General features: G+C 49.8%; 11 protein-coding genes. 4 read left to right on the plus strand and 7 right to left on the minus strand.

Annotation, left to right across the window (positions count from 1 at the left end):
• Positions 1-161: 161 nt before the first annotated feature.
• The gene (gene fumB / locus BEA93_RS02565; RefSeq protein ID WP_001516347.1) at positions 162-1,808 is read right to left on the minus strand and encodes a class I fumarate hydratase; all 1,647 of its coding nucleotides are present in this window, start codon (positions 1,806-1,808) and stop codon (positions 162-164) included.
• Between the two features lie 198 nt (positions 1,809-2,006).
• Here fumB and manA point away from each other — a divergent pair, with 198 nt between their 5' ends.
• Positions 2,007-3,182: a mannose-6-phosphate isomerase gene (manA, locus tag BEA93_RS02570; RefSeq protein ID WP_016261997.1), complete on the plus strand. Its 1,176-nt coding sequence runs from the start codon at positions 2,007-2,009 to the stop codon at positions 3,180-3,182.
• A 98-nt stretch (positions 3,183-3,280) separates the two neighbouring features.
• Positions 3,281-4,789, plus strand: coding sequence for a YdgA family protein (locus BEA93_RS02575; protein WP_016248682.1), 1,509 nt, complete (start codon positions 3,281-3,283; stop codon positions 4,787-4,789).
• 42 nt (positions 4,790-4,831) lie between these two features.
• On the opposite strand, the gene uidC is transcribed toward BEA93_RS02575, so the two are convergent.
• From uidC to malI, 6 genes are all read right to left on the minus strand, one after another.
• Entirely contained in the window at positions 4,832-6,097 is a 1,266-nt protein-coding gene (uidC, locus tag BEA93_RS02580) for a glucuronide uptake porin UidC (protein ID WP_105224322.1), read from the minus strand.
• A 38-nt stretch (positions 6,098-6,135) separates the two neighbouring features.
• Positions 6,136-7,509 carry a glucuronide transporter gene (gene uidB / locus BEA93_RS02585; RefSeq protein WP_016248680.1) on the minus strand — a complete coding sequence of 458 codons (1,374 nt, stop codon included), beginning with the start codon at positions 7,507-7,509 and terminating at the stop codon, positions 6,136-6,138.
• Entirely contained in the window at positions 7,506-9,317 is a 1,812-nt protein-coding gene (gene uidA, locus BEA93_RS02590) for a beta-glucuronidase (protein WP_001516343.1), read from the minus strand. Before uidA ends, uidB begins: the two co-directional genes overlap by 4 nt.
• 383 nt (positions 9,318-9,700) lie before the next feature.
• Positions 9,701-10,288 carry a DNA-binding transcriptional regulator UidR gene (gene uidR / locus BEA93_RS02595; RefSeq protein ID WP_000369704.1) on the minus strand — a complete coding sequence of 196 codons (588 nt, stop codon included), beginning with the start codon at positions 10,286-10,288 and terminating at the stop codon, positions 9,701-9,703.
• Positions 10,289-10,517: 229 nt separating this feature from the next.
• Positions 10,518-11,285, minus strand: a complete 768-nt coding sequence (hdhA, locus tag BEA93_RS02600; protein ID WP_000483368.1) for a 7-alpha-hydroxysteroid dehydrogenase — start codon at positions 11,283-11,285, stop codon at positions 10,518-10,520.
• 113 nt (positions 11,286-11,398) lie between these two features.
• Positions 11,399-12,427 carry a mal regulon transcriptional regulator MalI gene (malI, locus tag BEA93_RS02605; RefSeq protein ID WP_001516341.1) on the minus strand — a complete coding sequence of 343 codons (1,029 nt, stop codon included), beginning with the start codon at positions 12,425-12,427 and terminating at the stop codon, positions 11,399-11,401.
• Between the two features lie 174 nt (positions 12,428-12,601).
• On the opposite strand from malI, the gene malX reads away from it, so the two are divergent.
• Together malX and BEA93_RS02615 are read left to right on the plus strand one after the other, a co-directional pair.
• Positions 12,602-14,194 (plus strand): PTS maltose transporter subunit IICB, encoded by a 1,593-nt coding sequence (gene malX / locus BEA93_RS02610; protein WP_001516340.1) that lies wholly within the window; start codon positions 12,602-12,604, stop codon positions 14,192-14,194.
• Positions 14,195-14,203: 9 nt separating this feature from the next.
• On the plus strand, positions 14,204-15,376 hold the full coding sequence (locus BEA93_RS02615; RefSeq protein WP_001516339.1) for a MalY/PatB family protein: 1,173 nt from the start codon (positions 14,204-14,206) through the stop codon (positions 15,374-15,376).
• The last annotated feature ends 76 nt before the right edge of the window (positions 15,377-15,452 follow it).

A 15,452-nucleotide genomic window follows, 5' to 3' on the forward strand; every position in this document is an offset into this window, starting at 1 on the left:
GTTAAGCAACTTTTAGCTCACTCATTATTTACTATTTGGTAACAAATGTTTGGTCTTTCGTGCCATGTAAAAAAGCCGCCCCGAAGTAAAGGGCGGCTCAGATTGTTTGCAAAATACGCTTTGTTCATGCCGGATACGGCGTAAACGCCTTATCCGCCCGCTTATTTCACGCAGCGGGTACACTGCGTGAGTTGAATCTGCTGGAAGAAGTCATTCCCTTTATCATCAACAAGGATAAATGCCGGGAAATCTTCCACTTCAATTTTCCAGATAGCTTCCATACCCAGTTCCGGATATTCAACACATTCCAGGCTCTTAATACTGCCCTGCGCCAGCACTGCTGCCGGGCCGCCGATACTGCCAAGGTAAAAGCCACCATGTTTTTTACAAGCATCGGTCACCTGTTGACTGCGATTACCCTTCGCCAGCATGATCATACTGCCGCCCTGCGCTTGCAGTTGATCGACGTAAGAATCCATCCGTCCGGCGGTCGTTGGGCCAAGAGAGCCGGAGGCATAACCTTCTGGCGTTTTTGCCGGACCAGCATAGTAAATCGGGTGATCTTTGATGTATTGCGGTAACCCTTCGCCGTTGTCCATGCGCTCTTTCAGTTTGGCGTGGGCAATATCACGACCGACAATAATCGTGCCGTTCAGCGACAAGCGGGTAGAAACGGGATACTGCGACAACTGTGCGAGGATCTCTTTCATCGGACGATTAAGGTCAACGCGCACCGCTTCGCCTTCCCCTGCTTTACGCAATTCTTCCGGGATATATTTGCCTGGATTATGTTCCAGTTTTTCGATCCAGATCCCCTGACGATTGATTTTCGCTTTGATATTACGGTCAGCAGAACAGGAAACGCCCATACCAACCGGACAGGATGCGCCGTGGCGTGGCAGACGAATCACGCGGATATCATGGGCAAAATATTTACCGCCAAACTGCGCCCCCAGACCAAGATTTTGCGCTTCAATCAGCAACTCTTTTTCCAGCTCCACATCACGGAACGCCTGACCGTGCTCATTCCCTTCCGTTGGCAGCTCGTCATAGTATTTAGCGGAAGCCAGTTTTACTGTTTTAAGGTTAGTTTCCGCAGATGTACCACCGATCACGAAGGCAATGTGATACGGAGGACACGCCGCCGTGCCCAGCGTACGCATTTTCTCAACCAGATAATTTTTCAGTTTCCCTGGCGTCAGTAACGCTTTGGTTTCCTGATAGAGATACGTCTTGTTTGCTGAACCGCCACCTTTGGCGATACAGAGGAATTTATACTCGTCGCCATCAACAGCATAAAGATCGATCTGCGCTGGCAGGTTGGTGCCAGTATTCACCTCTTTATACATATCCAGCGCTGCGTTTTGCGAGTAGCGCAGGTTATCTTCGATATAGGTGTTATAGACACCGCGCGCCAGCGCCGCTTCATCACCACCACCGGTCCATACACGCTGCCCTTTTTTACCGACGATTATCGCGGTGCCGGTATCCTGGCAGGTTGGCAGAACGCCTTTTGCGGCGATGTCGGAGTTGCGCAGGAATTGCAGCGCCACATATTTGTCGTTTTCGCTGGCTTCCGGGTCGCGCAGAATATCGGCCACTTGCTGCTGGTGAGCTGGACGCAGCATAAATGACGCATCATGAAACGCCTGACGCGCCAACAAAGTTAACGCTTCTGGCGCGACTTTCAAAATCTCCTGCCCTTCAAATTCAGATACGCTAACGTGTTCGCTGGTCAGCAGGTAGTACTCGGTATCATCTTTTTTGAGTGGGAAAGGAGCCTGATAATGAAAGGGTTTGTTTGACATTGTTCTCTCACTTACTGCCTGGTTTGGTTATGCTCTGGGCGGGTGTTCCATTGCCCTGTTAAAAGCGAGTTACATTATCCTACACACTTTTTTAACAAAAACTGAGACTAGTACGACTTTTTGCGGCTCCAGGTTACTTCCCGTAGGATTCTTGCTTTAATAGCGGGATTAATTTCCACATTCAAACAGGGATTGATCATGCAAAAACTTATTAACTCAGTGCAAAACTATGCCTGGGGAAGCAAAACGGCACTGACTGAACTTTATGGCATGGAAAATCCATCCAACCAGCCGATGGCTGAATTGTGGATGGGCGCACATCCGAAGAGCAGTTCACGTGTGCACAATGCCGCCGGAGATATCGTTTCACTGCGTGATGTGATTGAGGGTGATAAATCAACTCTGCTGGGAGATGCCGTTGCCAGGCGCTTTGGCGAACTGCCTTTCCTGTTTAAAGTGTTATGCGCAGCCCAGCCGCTCTCCATTCAGGTTCATCCAAATAAACGCAATTCTGAAATCGGTTTTGCCAAAGAAAATGCCGCCGGCATTCCAATGGATGCCGCCGAGCGTAACTATAAAGATCCTAACCACAAGCCAGAGCTGGTTTTTGCCCTGACCCCTTTCCTCGCGATGAACGCGTTTCGTGAGTTTTCCGAGATTGTTTCCCTGCTCCAGCCCGTCGCGGGCGCGCATCCGGCGATTGCTCATTTTTTACAGCAGCCCAATGCCGAACGTTTAAGCGAACTGTTCGCCAGCCTGTTGAATATGCAGGGTGAAGAGAAATCCCGCGCGCTGGCGATTTTGAAATCGGCGCTCGACAGCCAACAGGGTGAGCCGTGGCAAACGATTCGTTTAATTGCTGAATTTTACCCGGATGACAGCGGCCTGTTCTCCCCACTGTTACTGAATGTGGTAAAACTGAACCCTGGTGAAGCGATGTTCCTGTTCGCAGAAACACCACACGCCTACCTGCAAGGCGTGGCGCTGGAAGTGATGGCGAACTCCGATAACGTGCTGCGTGCGGGTCTGACGCCAAAATATATTGATATTCCGGAGCTGGTTGCCAACGTTAAGTTTGAAGCCAAACCGGCCAGCCAGTTGCTGACCCAGCCGGTGAAACAAGGTGCAGAGCTGGACTTCCCGATTCCGGTTGATGATTTTGCTTTCTCGCTGCATGACCTTAGCGATGAAGAAACTACCATCAGCCAGCAAAGTGCCGCCATTTTGTTCTGCGTTGAAGGCGAAGCAACACTGGGTAAAGGTTCTCAACAGTTAGCGCTTAAACCGGGTGAGTCCGCATTTATTGCCGCCAATGAGTCGCCGGTGACGGTGAAAGGCCACGGACGTTTAGCGCGTGTTTACAACAAGCTGTAAGAGCTTACTGAAATAATTAACATCTCTTGCTAAGCTTATTAAAGGCTTATAACACTTCAGGCGGCCAGTCCGCCTGATTTCATTTATGGATAATCATTATGAATAAATCGCTGGTAGCGGTAGGCGTCATTGTTGCGCTCGGCGTAGTCTGGACAGGCGGCGCATGGTACACAGGCAAGAAGATTGAAACCCATCTCGAAGACATGGTCGCACAGGCGAACGCGCAACTCAAACTGACAGCTCCTGAATCCAACCTGGAAGTGAGTTATCAAAACTATCATCGCGGCGTGTTCAGCAGCCAGTTGCAATTAGTGGTGAAGCCCATCGCCGGGAAAGAAAATCCGTGGATTAAAAGTGGCCAGAGCGTCATCTTCAATGAATCTGTTGACCACGGTCCCTTCCCTCTGGCCCAGCTTAAAAAACTGAATTTGATCCCGTCGATGGCGTCGATTCAAACCACGCTGGTCAATAACGCTGTGAGCAAGCCACTGTTTGATATGGCAAAAGGAGATACACCTTTTGAGATTAACTCTCGCATCGGTTACAGCGGCGATTCCAGTTCAGATATCTCGCTCAAGCCACTGAATTACGAGCAAAAAGATGAAAAAGTCGCCTTTAGCGGCGGTGAGTTCCAGTTAAATGCTGACCGAGACGGTAAAGCCATCTCCCTTTCCGGGGAGGCGCAAAGCGGTCGGGTCGATGCAGTTAACGAATACAACCAGAAAGTGCAGTTGACCTTTAATAATCTGAAAACCGATGGTTCCAGCACGCTGGCAAGTTTCGGTGAGCGCGTGGGTAACCAAAAACTGTCGCTGGAAAAAATGACCATTTCAGTGGAAGGCAAAGAACTGGCTCTGTTGGAAGGCATGGAGATCAGTGGTAAATCAGACCTGGTTAATGACGGTAAAACGATCAATAGCCAACTGGATTACTCGCTAAACAGCCTGAAGGTACAGAATCAGGATCTGGGCAGCGGCAAACTGACTTTAAAAGTCGGTCAGATTGACGGTGAAGCCTGGCATCAGTTTAGCCAGCAATATAACGCGCAAACACAGGCGTTACTGGCACAGCCAGAGATTGCCAACAATGCCGAACTTTATCAGGAGAAAGTGACGGAAGCCTTCTTTAGCGCCCTGCCGCTGATGTTAAAAGGCGATCCGGTAATTACGATTGCGCCGTTAAGCTGGAAAAACAGTCAGGGTGAAAGCGCGCTGAATTTGTCGCTGTTCCTGAAAGATCCGGCAGCGACTAAAGAAGCGCCGCAAACACTGGCGCAGGAAGTTGATCGCTCGGTTAAATCTCTGGATGCAAAACTGACTATTCCGGTCGATATGGCAACCGAACTGATGACTCAGGTGGCGAAGCTGGAAGGCTATCAGGAAGATCAAGCTAAAAAGCTGGCGAAACAGCAAGTTGAAGGTGCATCAGCAATGGGCCAGATGTTCCGTCTGACCACCTTGCAGGACAATGCCATCACCACCAGCCTGCAATATGCTAACGGTCAGATCACGTTGAATGGTCAGAAAATGTCGCTGGAAGATTTTGTCGGTATGTTTGCGATGCCAGCACTTACCGTTCCGGCTGTACCGGCCATCCCGCAACAGTAATTCACAGCCAAAACGCCGGAGAGTTTTCTCTCCGGCGTTTTTTCACTTCAACATAAAGTCATACTGAATACTCATTTTCACATCCCAGTAATTCAGGCGATTGCCCAGCGTACTACCATCGCGCTTTTCCCGTCCTTTATCGGCTGCAAGAAAGAAATTCATCCCTTGTAGCGGCCCTTCGCTGACCCGATAGTTCATACCGCCTAAGATACCTGCGCCTTCAATCCGCACATCTCGTTTACTGGATTCATAGCCGCGAGTCACAATCGGTGCCAATGTCAGCGTAAATTGCGGGGTTAAACGATAATTGACACCCAATTGCCAGGACTGCATACCTTCCCGGTTACGATCAAGACTTAACGAGAAAGGATAACCAATATCGGTGTCCACCACGGCTCCGTTCATCGCATGACGCAGATAACCACCGCTACCAAACACGCTTCCCCACGGCGCGCTCCACGTCAGTTGGCCGCTAACCAGCGCCGTTTCATTGGGCTGGTTGGTGTTACGACTTAAGCCTTCCAGTTGCGCATAAAAGCCGAGCAACTCCCCTTTCAGCGCATAATCCCGGGCGAGCGAAATGCTTTTCTCAAAAATAGTTTGTAGCTGATTAGAAACATCTTTCTGTGCCGATGCCCCCAAAGAATAACGGCTGGTATCATCATGCCAACTGGCAGCTAAAAAAGAACGAGCGCGATGTTTATCGTATTTTCCGGTCTGGCTGTTATAAACACCTTCATCACGGATACCGGTTGTTGAATCAGTCCATAAAAATACCCGGGAGCGCCACATTCCCCACAGTTCAATATTGGGCGTTAAAGCCCAATAACCTAATGCTCCTTCAGAAACGGTCGGTAATGTACGTTGCGAACTGCCAGCAATTAACGGAATACGATAAGGTAAACTACCATAACTATAATCTGTCCCGAAACGACCTAATTTAAGTAAACTCTTTTCACTCGGTTTTATTTTTACCGCACCCAATGCATAGCTAAAACTTTTATCGCCATCAAGATACCATCGGGTACTCATATCAGCACGAGCACCTAATTTATAAACATAATAGGCTCCACCTTCGACGCCAATAATATTAGCGTAATAACCGCTATTAAAATCGAGCAATCCTCCTTGCACCCATGCGTAAATATCTCTTCCCGCGCCAGCACTGGGCTTGTCAGCCCGGCGCAATTCATTTTTCAGTCTGATTCGTAGTCCCGCTTCATCGTCAGCCAGTTGTGCAGCGTAAGCGGAGGTAAGGCCAGAGGCAGCCGTCAGGGAAATAACGGCCATGGCCACTATTTTTCTCATAGTTGCACCTTTGATGTTCTGATTATTTTTATAAGATATTAATTAGTGATATCGCTGATTAATTGCTGCTGCATTTTTTTACGATTATCAATTTCGACCACAATTTCTTTGAATTTTTTATCAGTCAGCGGATAAAACCAAATTATAACGAATGCCAGTAGCATAAATCCGCAAGGGACTAAGGCAATTGATGTGCGGATCCCCATAATAACTTCCGTCGTTTGTGCCTGATTCGCAATATATCCGCTTAATCCCAAAATAAAGGCGGGAATTGAACCCCCTATTGCCTGTCCACATTTTCGGGTAAATGAGAATAATGAATAGGTAAGCCCTTCAATGCGTACACCGGTCAGGTATTCACCATATTCTACAGTATCGGCCTCCAGCGCCCACATCACCGTCATGGTAACGCCCTGACCAACTGAAGCGATGGCTAACGCGATCAGTGCCACCGGCAGCGACCAGACTGAAACCCAGAAGAACAGCAAATAACCACAAGTTCCCAGCAGAGCGCCAATCAGGAAGGTATTCTTTTTACCGATTCTGGCAACCATTCCCGGCACCAGCGGTGCCGATGCCACTGTGCCGACCAGGTTTTGCACCAACACCAGCACAGTAAACAACCCGGCATCATTCAGTACATAGCGCACGTAGAACAACGACGAAGCACTGACCGCGAAGGTCGAGATCAGCACGCATAGCGCACCGATGCACAACATAAACAGCGGACGATTCCGTTTCAGCGTTTGCAGGCTGATCTTCAATGACGGCTGCGCCACGATACGCACTACATTCTCGCGCGTCGATTTAAAGCAAATGAAGTAAAGCACCATCCCGGCAATCGCCAGGGTAATCGTCCAGAAATGGTATACCGACACCATCTCCTCCGGGCTGGAGTGCTTAATGCTCGGGCCAATCAGAAAAGCCAGGCAGACAAAGGTCAGCGAAGCGGCAATCCCGCGAGCCGCGCCCAGACGGGCGCGGGATTGTGGTTGTTGGGTCATGGCAGTTGCCAGTGAGCCATAAGGTATATTGACCAGGCTGTAACAAAGCCCCAGCCCCATATAAGTCAAATATGCATACACCACTTTGCTGCTATGACTCCAGTCGGTCGGCACCCAGAAAACCAGCACGCTGAAGATCATTAACGGTGCAGTGCCGAACAGCAAGAAGGGGCGGAATTTGCCCCAACGGGTATTTACGCTGTCTACCACCCGTCCGGCGAAGACGTCAGCAAAAGCATCGAATACCCGCACCAGTAATAGCATGGTGCCCGCCGCAGCGGCACCGACGCCAGCGACGTCGGTGTAGTAACTCAACAGGAAGAGCGCCCCCATGGCGAAGGCGAAGTTATTGGCAACGTCACCGAGGCTGTAGCCGACGATGGTGCGCCATGAGAGTTGTTGATTCATTTTTTGCCTCCCTGCTGCGGTTTTTCACCGAAATTCATGCCAGTCCAGCGTTTTTGCAGCGAGAAAGCCGCCGATTTTGGTTTGCGGTCACGAGTGAAAATCCCTTTCTTGTTACCGCCAACGCGCAGAATGCCCTGCGAAGTCGCAAAATCAGCGAAGTTCCATACCTGTTCACCAACGACAGCACTAACACGGTCAAAGACGCGGTGATACATATCCAGCCACGCGCACTGATACTCTTCACTCCACATATCGGTGTACATCGAGTGCAGACCGGCTAACGTATCCACCCCGTATTCGGTGATGATAATCGGCTGATGCAGTTTCTCCTGCCACGCAAGCAGTTCTTTTTCCAGTACCTTTTCTGCCGTCTCCAGATCGCCGCTTTGGACATACCAGCCGTAATAACGGTTCAGACACAGCACATCAAAGAGATCGCTGATGGTATCGGTGTGAGCGTCGCAGAACATCACATTGACGCAGGTGATCGGTCGTGTCGGGTCGAGTTTACGCGTTGCTTCTGCCAGTGGCGCGAAATATTCCCGGGCACCTTGCGGGCGGGTATCTGGTTCATTGGCAATGCTCCACATCACCACGCTTGGGTGGTTTTTGTCACGCGCAATCAGTTCTTTAATCGCCTGTAAGTGCGCCTGCTGGGTTTCCCCATTGACCGCCTCTTCGCTGTACAGTTCTTTCGGTTTGTTGCCCGCTTCGAAACCAATTCCTAAAGAAAGGTTAAAGCCGACGGCGGCAGTTTCATCAATCACCACAATGCCATGTTCGTCAGCCCAGTCGAGCATCTCTTCAGCGTAAGGGTAATGCGAGGTGCGGTAAGAGTTGGCACCAATCCAGTCCATCAATGCGTGATCGTGCACCATCAGCACGTTATCGAATCCCTTGCCACGCAAATCCGCATCTTCATGACGACCAAAGCCAGTGAAGTAGAACGGTTTGTGGTTGATCAGGAACTGTTCACCCTTTACTGCCACCGAGCGGATACCGACGCGCAGTGGATAGATGTCGCACTCTGTCTGGCTTTTTGCGGTGACGCACAGTTCATAGAGATACCCATCACCGGGTTGCCAGAGATTCGGGTTCACCACTTGCAAGGTTCCGCTGTGACCTTGTCCGGCTGCGACAACCTGCTGATCAGCATCACGCAGTTCGACGCTGATATCACCATTGGCCACCACCTGCCAGTCAATGGAAGCGTGGTTGCAGTCTTGCGCTACATGCGTCACCACGGTGATATCGTCCACCCAGGTGTTCGGCGTGGTATAGAGCATTACGCTGCGGTGGATCCCGGCGTAGTTAAAGAAATCATGGAAATAAGACTGCTTTTTCTTGCCGTTTTCGTCGGTAATCACCATTCCCGGCGGGATAGTCTGCCAGTTCAGCTCATTGTTCACACAAACGGTGATACGCACACTTTTTCCGGCAATCACATATGGAGTCACATCGGCTTCAAACGGCGTATAGCCGCCCTGATGCTCCATCACTTCCTGATTATTAACCCACACTTTGCCGTAATGAGTGACCGCATCGAAACGCAGCACGATACGCTGGCCCGCCCAACCTTTGGGTATAAAGACTTCGCGCTGATACCAGACATTGCCCACATAATTACGAATATCCGCATCAGCAAACTGATCGTTAAAACTGCCTGGTACGGCAATCGCCCGACTCTCTTGCAACGTGCTTTCCCACCAACGCTGATCATTTCCACAGTTTTCGCGATCCAGGCTGAATGCCCACAGACCGTCGAGTTTTTTGATTTCACGGGTTGGGGTTTCTACAGGACGTAACATAAGGGACTCCTCATTAAGATAAAAATACTGGTCAACCTTTAATTTGATTAGTTAACCAATTAAGCAATGCAAACAGTTATCTGTGAGAAACCCACGGAAGAGAAATGGAAATAAAAAGAACTGACACCGTGATCAAAAAACCAAAAACTGCAATACCCACAGCGTGACATGGATCGCATTAATCTCTAAAACAACGTTGACAGAAGCTGCAAAATAAGCAACCGAACGCTCGTTCGAGTGATTTAAAACGCTAAATTTCCGTGACATATGGTTGTGGTGTATGTGTTAACGGGATTTTGCGATCAGGCGAGAACGTTTTGGTATGGTGCTGTTAAGGACATTAAATGCGGGCGCAGTGGTCACCGGCCCGCGGCAAGAAGATATCAGGATGCGGTTAAAATACCGCCAATCATCGCACGTAATCCCTGGGCAAATGACGCGTCACCCGCCAGGTCTTCGGCTTCAATGTCGGCCAGTACGCCATAGGTCAGATCCAGCAATAAACGAGAGGTCATCGCCGTGTTAATGTCAGGACTTATCTCACCTTTTTGCTGGGCATCACGCATACGCTGGGCGATGTATTCGGTGATTGTCAGATGCTTATTCCTGAGCATAGCGGCAACCTGCGGATTGCGCATTCCTTCCGCCATAATCTCTACCACCAGCGCCCGCTGGGCAAAGGCTTCATGCGTCAGGGAGACTATCGACTCGACCATATATTCTACAAAATGAATCCCTTCGATAGGGTCCCGGAAGCGGGCCAGCGCCCTCTCCTGATCCTGGAGGATAATTGCCTGAATCAAGGCTTCTTTAGAAATGAAATGGTGGTAAAGCGTCCCGGGACTTATACCGCAGGATTTACAGATGGCTTTCATCGAGGCACTGTGAAATCCATTTTCTGAAAAAATCTCTCTGGCAGCATTGAGGATCCGGGTCCGTGTCGGTTGTGCTTCAGTCTGCATGTTATCCATCGTTAAACCAATATAGTTAGCATGAATAACTAGTTTACCGCGTTGTCAGGTGAGCGCCTATCATTGCTGTTGAATAGTGCGAAGGCACACCCGATTCGTTTACTATTCACACGATAATTGGTCAACCAATGAACATAACCTGGTTACCAGTTTTCTGGCGTTTTTTCACTGCTGAACTCGCTGTACCGGTAAACAACACTCACTCAGTTGTTTACCGGCCTGCTAGCGATTAATTAAGCTCCTGTACCCCACCGCCGGATACGGTGAGTATTTGCCCGCTTATCCAACTGGCAGCAGGTGAACACAGAAACAGCGCCGCGTTAGCAATATCTTGCGGTTGACCCAGACGTCTGATTGGCGTGTGCTGCAACATTTTTTGTTCAATTTCTGGCGTAATAACGGATTTTAGAGCATCAGTTAATATTGCCCCCGGCGCAATGCCATTCACCCGAATATTTTTTTCACCCAGATCAAATGCCATATTTCTCACCAGATGACTGGCCGCAGCTTTAGATGACGCATAGGAAGTCATGTTTTTATTTTTATTTTCTGCAGCCATAGAAGTGATAGTCAGAATAACGCCTCCGCCATTTTTTTCCATTTCTGGCGCAATGAGTTGTGACAGATGGAAAAAAGAAAACACATTCAGTTCATAAGCGCGGCGGAAATCCGCCATTGGCATATCAAACGGTTTAGGACCACCGCCACCCGCGTTGTTAACCAGAATATCCACTTTGCCCAACTTACTGATGGCAAAGTCTGCCAGAGCAGATAATTCCTGTTCGGAAGTAATATCACAACGCCAGGCAAATGCCTGTCCACCAAGCTGTTGAATCTCATCAACAACATGATTTGCTGCATCAGCATTAATATCACTGACCACCACAGATGCACCTGCTGTCGCGAATGTAATGGCAATTTCTTTACCAATACCAGCACCCGCACCGGTGATGATGGCGCATTTTCCGTCGAGTCTCAGGTTGTCAGAATTAAACACATAAACCTCCTGTGAACTTCAGTAAATAAATTAAAAGGCACCGCCTGTGTGCCACATTTTTTATCATTAACCTCGGGGAAAAGACACTACCAGGTATAGCAGATAAAGAGAGATTATTTCGCCGTAATGAGCCGCGCGGGGATAATCAGATTTCGAGAGTGATTCTCTTCGTGACTGATTTTTTGCATCATGCGATCGGCAAGCGTAAAGCCCAGTTCCCGCGCAGGTGTGCAGGCCCAGACAATCGGAAAATCATCAAGAGCAGTTTGCGTTACATCAGTAAATGCCGCTAATGAAACCTGTTGCTCAAAATAACGATCGACCCCGCTTTCGCCGCTTTGCCGCCCTGCTTTCAGTAAACCAAACCACGCGCCCATCGCAATGGTTTCGTTGTAGCACACCACCGCGCTGATGGTCGGGTTATGGCGCAAAAGCGCCGTTATAGCTTCCGCAGCCAGCTTCTGGCTGGAAGAACATTCCAGTACCCAATCGCTGTGAAACGGCAGACCAAATTTTAATAGTGTTGCGCAATATCCACCCACTCGTTCCGCGCGGGTTAAAGAGGAACTTTGCCCTCCCAGCCAGGCGATACGCTGATGCCCATTGCGAATAAGGTGTTCCGTCAATAACTGCGCTGCCTGCATGTTATCCGGGCGAACAGTATCCACATCTTCAAGATAGCTGGCACGGGATGCAAAAATCACCGGGATGTCTTTTTCTTCTGCCATGCGCCGCAGGTCATCACTGCTTCCTGCCGCACCGGCAATCACCACACCATCGACACCCTGATTCAGTAGCAGTGAAAATCGCTGGGCCAGTTGCTCGCCATCTTTACCGCCGTGGAGCAAAAAAACCATCCGCCCCTGTGCTTCCAGTGCCTCTGTCAGCCCGGCCGTTAATTCAGCGTAAAACGGCGAAGATAAGTCGCGCACAATTAAGCCAATTACGCCACTCTGCCCGCCGCGCAGCGCAGATGCCTGGCGATTTCGCACAAAGCCTAACTCTTCAATGGCCGCGTTAACCCGTTCTCCCGTGGCGGCAGATATTCGCCCTTTGCCACTAAGCACCAGCGAAACGGTACTGACTGACACGCCCGCAGCCAGCGCAACATCATGAATAGTGATTTTTTTGGCGGTAGCCATGCAGATGACCTACTCCCTGATTATGTGACAGATAAAACGTTTTACCTTTAATTTATCTTATACCCGCTATTATCGTTGCGTAATGTGATTTATGCCTCACTAAAATTTGATAAAACGTTTTATCTTCTCGCGCAATTTATTGAATCCAGACTGTTCTCAACAAGGAGTCGTTTTATGACGGCGAAAGCAGCACCGAAAGTCACGCTGTGGGAATTCTTCCAGCAGTTAGGCAAAACCTTTATGTTACCCGTGGCGTTATTGTCGTTCTGCGGCATTATGCTCGGAATTGGCAGTTCCCTTAGCAGCCACGATGTCATCACCCTAATCCCGGCATTGGGTAACCCCGTGTTGCAGGCCATCTTTACCTGGATGAGTAAGGTTGGCTCGTTTGCTTTTAGCTTTCTGCCAGTGATGTTCTGTATTGCAATCCCACTCGGGCTGGCGCGTGAAAACAAAGGTGTTGCAGCATTCGCGGGTTTTGTCGGTTACGCGGTCATGAACCTTGCGGTTAACTTCTGGTTGACCAATAAAGGCATTCTACCAACCACCGATGCAGCCGTTCTGAAAGCCAATAATATCCAGAGTATTCTTGGGATCCAGTCGATCGACACCGGGATCCTCGGTGCAGTGATCGCCGGTATCATTGTCTGGATGCTGCATGAGCGTTTCCATAATATCCGCCTGCCAGATGCGCTGGCGTTCTTCGGCGGCACCCGCTTCGTGCCCATTATCTCCTCACTGGTGATGGGACTTGTCGGTCTGGTAATTCCGTTAGTCTGGCCGATATTTGCTATGGGCATTAGTGGATTAGGTCATATGATCAATAGCGCAGGCGATTTCGGACCGATGCTGTTTGGTACTGGCGAACGTCTGCTGTTGCCGTTTGGTCTGCATCACATTCTGGTGGCATTAATTCGCTTTACTGATGCGGGCGGCACGCAGGAAGTCTGCGGTCAAACCGTAAGCGGCGCGCTGACTATCTTCCAGGCGCAATTAAGCTGCCCGACCACACACGGTTTCTCTGAAAGCGCCACGCGTTTCCTCTCCCAGGGAAAAATGCCTGCCTTCCTCGGCGGCCTGCCTGGTGCGGCATTAGCCATGTATCACTGCGCACGCCCGGAAAATCGCCATAAAATTAAAGGCCTGCTGATTTCTGGCCTGATCGCCTGTGTCGTTGGCGGCACCACAGAACCGCTGGAGTTCCTGTTCCTGTTCGTTGCGCCAGTCCTGTATGTCATCCACGCACTGTTAACCGGCCTCGGCTTCACTGTCATGTCCGTTCTCGGTGTCACCATCGGTAATACCGACGGTAATATCATCGACTTTGTGGTATTCGGTATTTTGCATGGTCTGTCGACTAAGTGGTACATGGTGCCAGTGGTGGCGGCAATTTGGTTTGTTGTTTACTACGTCATCTTCCGTTTCGCTATCACCCGCTTCAATCTGAAAACACCGGGGCGCGACAGTGAAATCGCCAGCTCAATCGAAAAAGCCGTTGTCGGTACGCCGGGTAAATCAGGTTACAACGTTCCGGCAATCCTCGAAGCCCTGGGTGGTGCCGACAATATTGTCAGCCTTGATAACTGTATTACTCGCCTGCGTTTGTCTGTGAAAGATATGTCGCTTGTGAATGTGCAGGCGCTGAAGGACAATCGGGCAATTGGCGTAGTTCAATTGAATCAACATAACCTGCAGGTTGTTATTGGGCCGCAAGTTCAATCGGTAAAAGATGAAATGGCCGGTTTGATGCGCACTGTTCAGGCATAAGGATAAAATATGTTCGATTTTTCAAAGGTCGTGGATCGTCATGGAACATGGTGTACACAATGGGACTATGTCGCTGACCGTTTCGGCTCTGCGGATCTGCTGCCGTTCACGATTTCAGACATGGATTTTGCCACCGCACCCTGCATTATCGAGGCGCTGAATCAGCGCCTGATGCACGGTGTGTTTGGCTACAGCCGCTGGAAAAACGATGAGTTTCTCGCGGCAATTGCCCACTGGTTTTCCACCCAACATAACACCGCCATTGATACGCAGTCGGTGGTTTATGGTCCTTCTGTTATCTATATGGTGTCGGAATTGATTCGCCAGTGGTCTGCCGTCGGTGAAGGCGTGATGATCCATACCCCCGCTTACGACGCATTTTACAAAGCCATTGAAGGTAATCAGCGCACCGTGATGCCCGTTGCTTTAGAGAAGCGGGAGGACGGTTGGTTTTGCAATATGGCAAAACTGGAAGCTGTACTGGCGAAACCAGAATGTAAAATTATGCTCCTGTGTAGCCCGCAGAACCCCACGGGTAAAGTCTGGACTTGCGATGAACTGGAGATAATGGCAGACCTTTGCGAACGCTATGGTGTACGCGTTATCTCCGATGAAATCCATATGGATATGGTATGGGATGAGCAACCACATATTCCCTGGAGCAACGTGGCGCGCGGAGACTGGGCGCTGCTGACTTCTGGTTCGAAAAGTTTCAATATTCCTGCCCTGACCGGAGCTTACGGTATCATTGAAAACAGCGAGAGCCGCGAGACGTATTTATCAGCACTGAAAGGTCGTGATGGGCTTTCCTCCCCTTCTGTACTGGCATTAACAGCACATATCGCCGCCTATCAGCAAGGCGCAGCGTGGCTGGATGCCTTACGTGTCTATCTGAAAGACAATCTGAGGTATATCGCCAATACAATGAACGCCGCGTTCCCGGAACTCAACTGGCAGCCCCCACAATCCACTTATCTCGCCTGGCTTGATTTACGGCCTCTGAACATTGATGACAATGCACTGCAAAAAGTCCTGATTGAGCAAGAAAAAGTGGCGATCATGCCGGGATATACCTACGGCGAAGAAGGCCGTGGCTTTGTTCGTCTCAATGCCGGATGCCCTCGTTCGAAACTGGAAAAAGGTGTCGCCGGATTAATTAACGCCATCCGCACTGTACGTTGATTGCGATTGCGCAACGCAAATAATCGTTGCGCAATCGTAGATTTTTACCCTGCTTTGTTTTTATAATGGTGCGCAC

Origin of the sequence: Escherichia sp. MOD1-EC5950, from assembly GCF_002965345.1 — a bacterium.
Lineage (GTDB): Bacteria > Pseudomonadota > Gammaproteobacteria > Enterobacterales > Enterobacteriaceae > Escherichia > Escherichia marmotae.

Bases quoted from the DNA above. Each gene is read 5' to 3' on its own strand.
- uidB (WP_016248680.1), bottom strand. From the start codon at position 7,509: ATGAATCAACAACTCTCATGGCGCACCATCGTCGGCTACAGCCTCGGT.
- uidA (WP_001516343.1), bottom strand. From the start codon at position 9,317: ATGTTACGTCCTGTAGAAACCCCAACCCGTGAAATCAAAAAACTCGAC.
- fumB (WP_001516347.1), bottom strand. From the start codon at position 1,808: ATGTCAAACAAACCCTTTCATTATCAGGCTCCTTTCCCACTCAAAAAA.
- BEA93_RS02615 (WP_001516339.1), top strand. From the start codon at position 14,204: ATGTTCGATTTTTCAAAGGTCGTGGATCGTCATGGAACATGGTGTACA.
- manA (WP_016261997.1), top strand. From the start codon at position 2,007: ATGCAAAAACTTATTAACTCAGTGCAAAACTATGCCTGGGGAAGCAAA.
- uidR (WP_000369704.1), bottom strand. From the start codon at position 10,288: ATGGATAACATGCAGACTGAAGCACAACCGACACGGACCCGGATCCTC.
- uidC (WP_105224322.1), bottom strand. From the start codon at position 6,097: ATGAGAAAAATAGTGGCCATGGCCGTTATTTCCCTGACGGCTGCCTCT.
- BEA93_RS02575 (WP_016248682.1), top strand. From the start codon at position 3,281: ATGAATAAATCGCTGGTAGCGGTAGGCGTCATTGTTGCGCTCGGCGTA.
- malX (WP_001516340.1), top strand. From the start codon at position 12,602: ATGACGGCGAAAGCAGCACCGAAAGTCACGCTGTGGGAATTCTTCCAG.
- malI (WP_001516341.1), bottom strand. From the start codon at position 12,427: ATGGCTACCGCCAAAAAAATCACTATTCATGATGTTGCGCTGGCTGCG.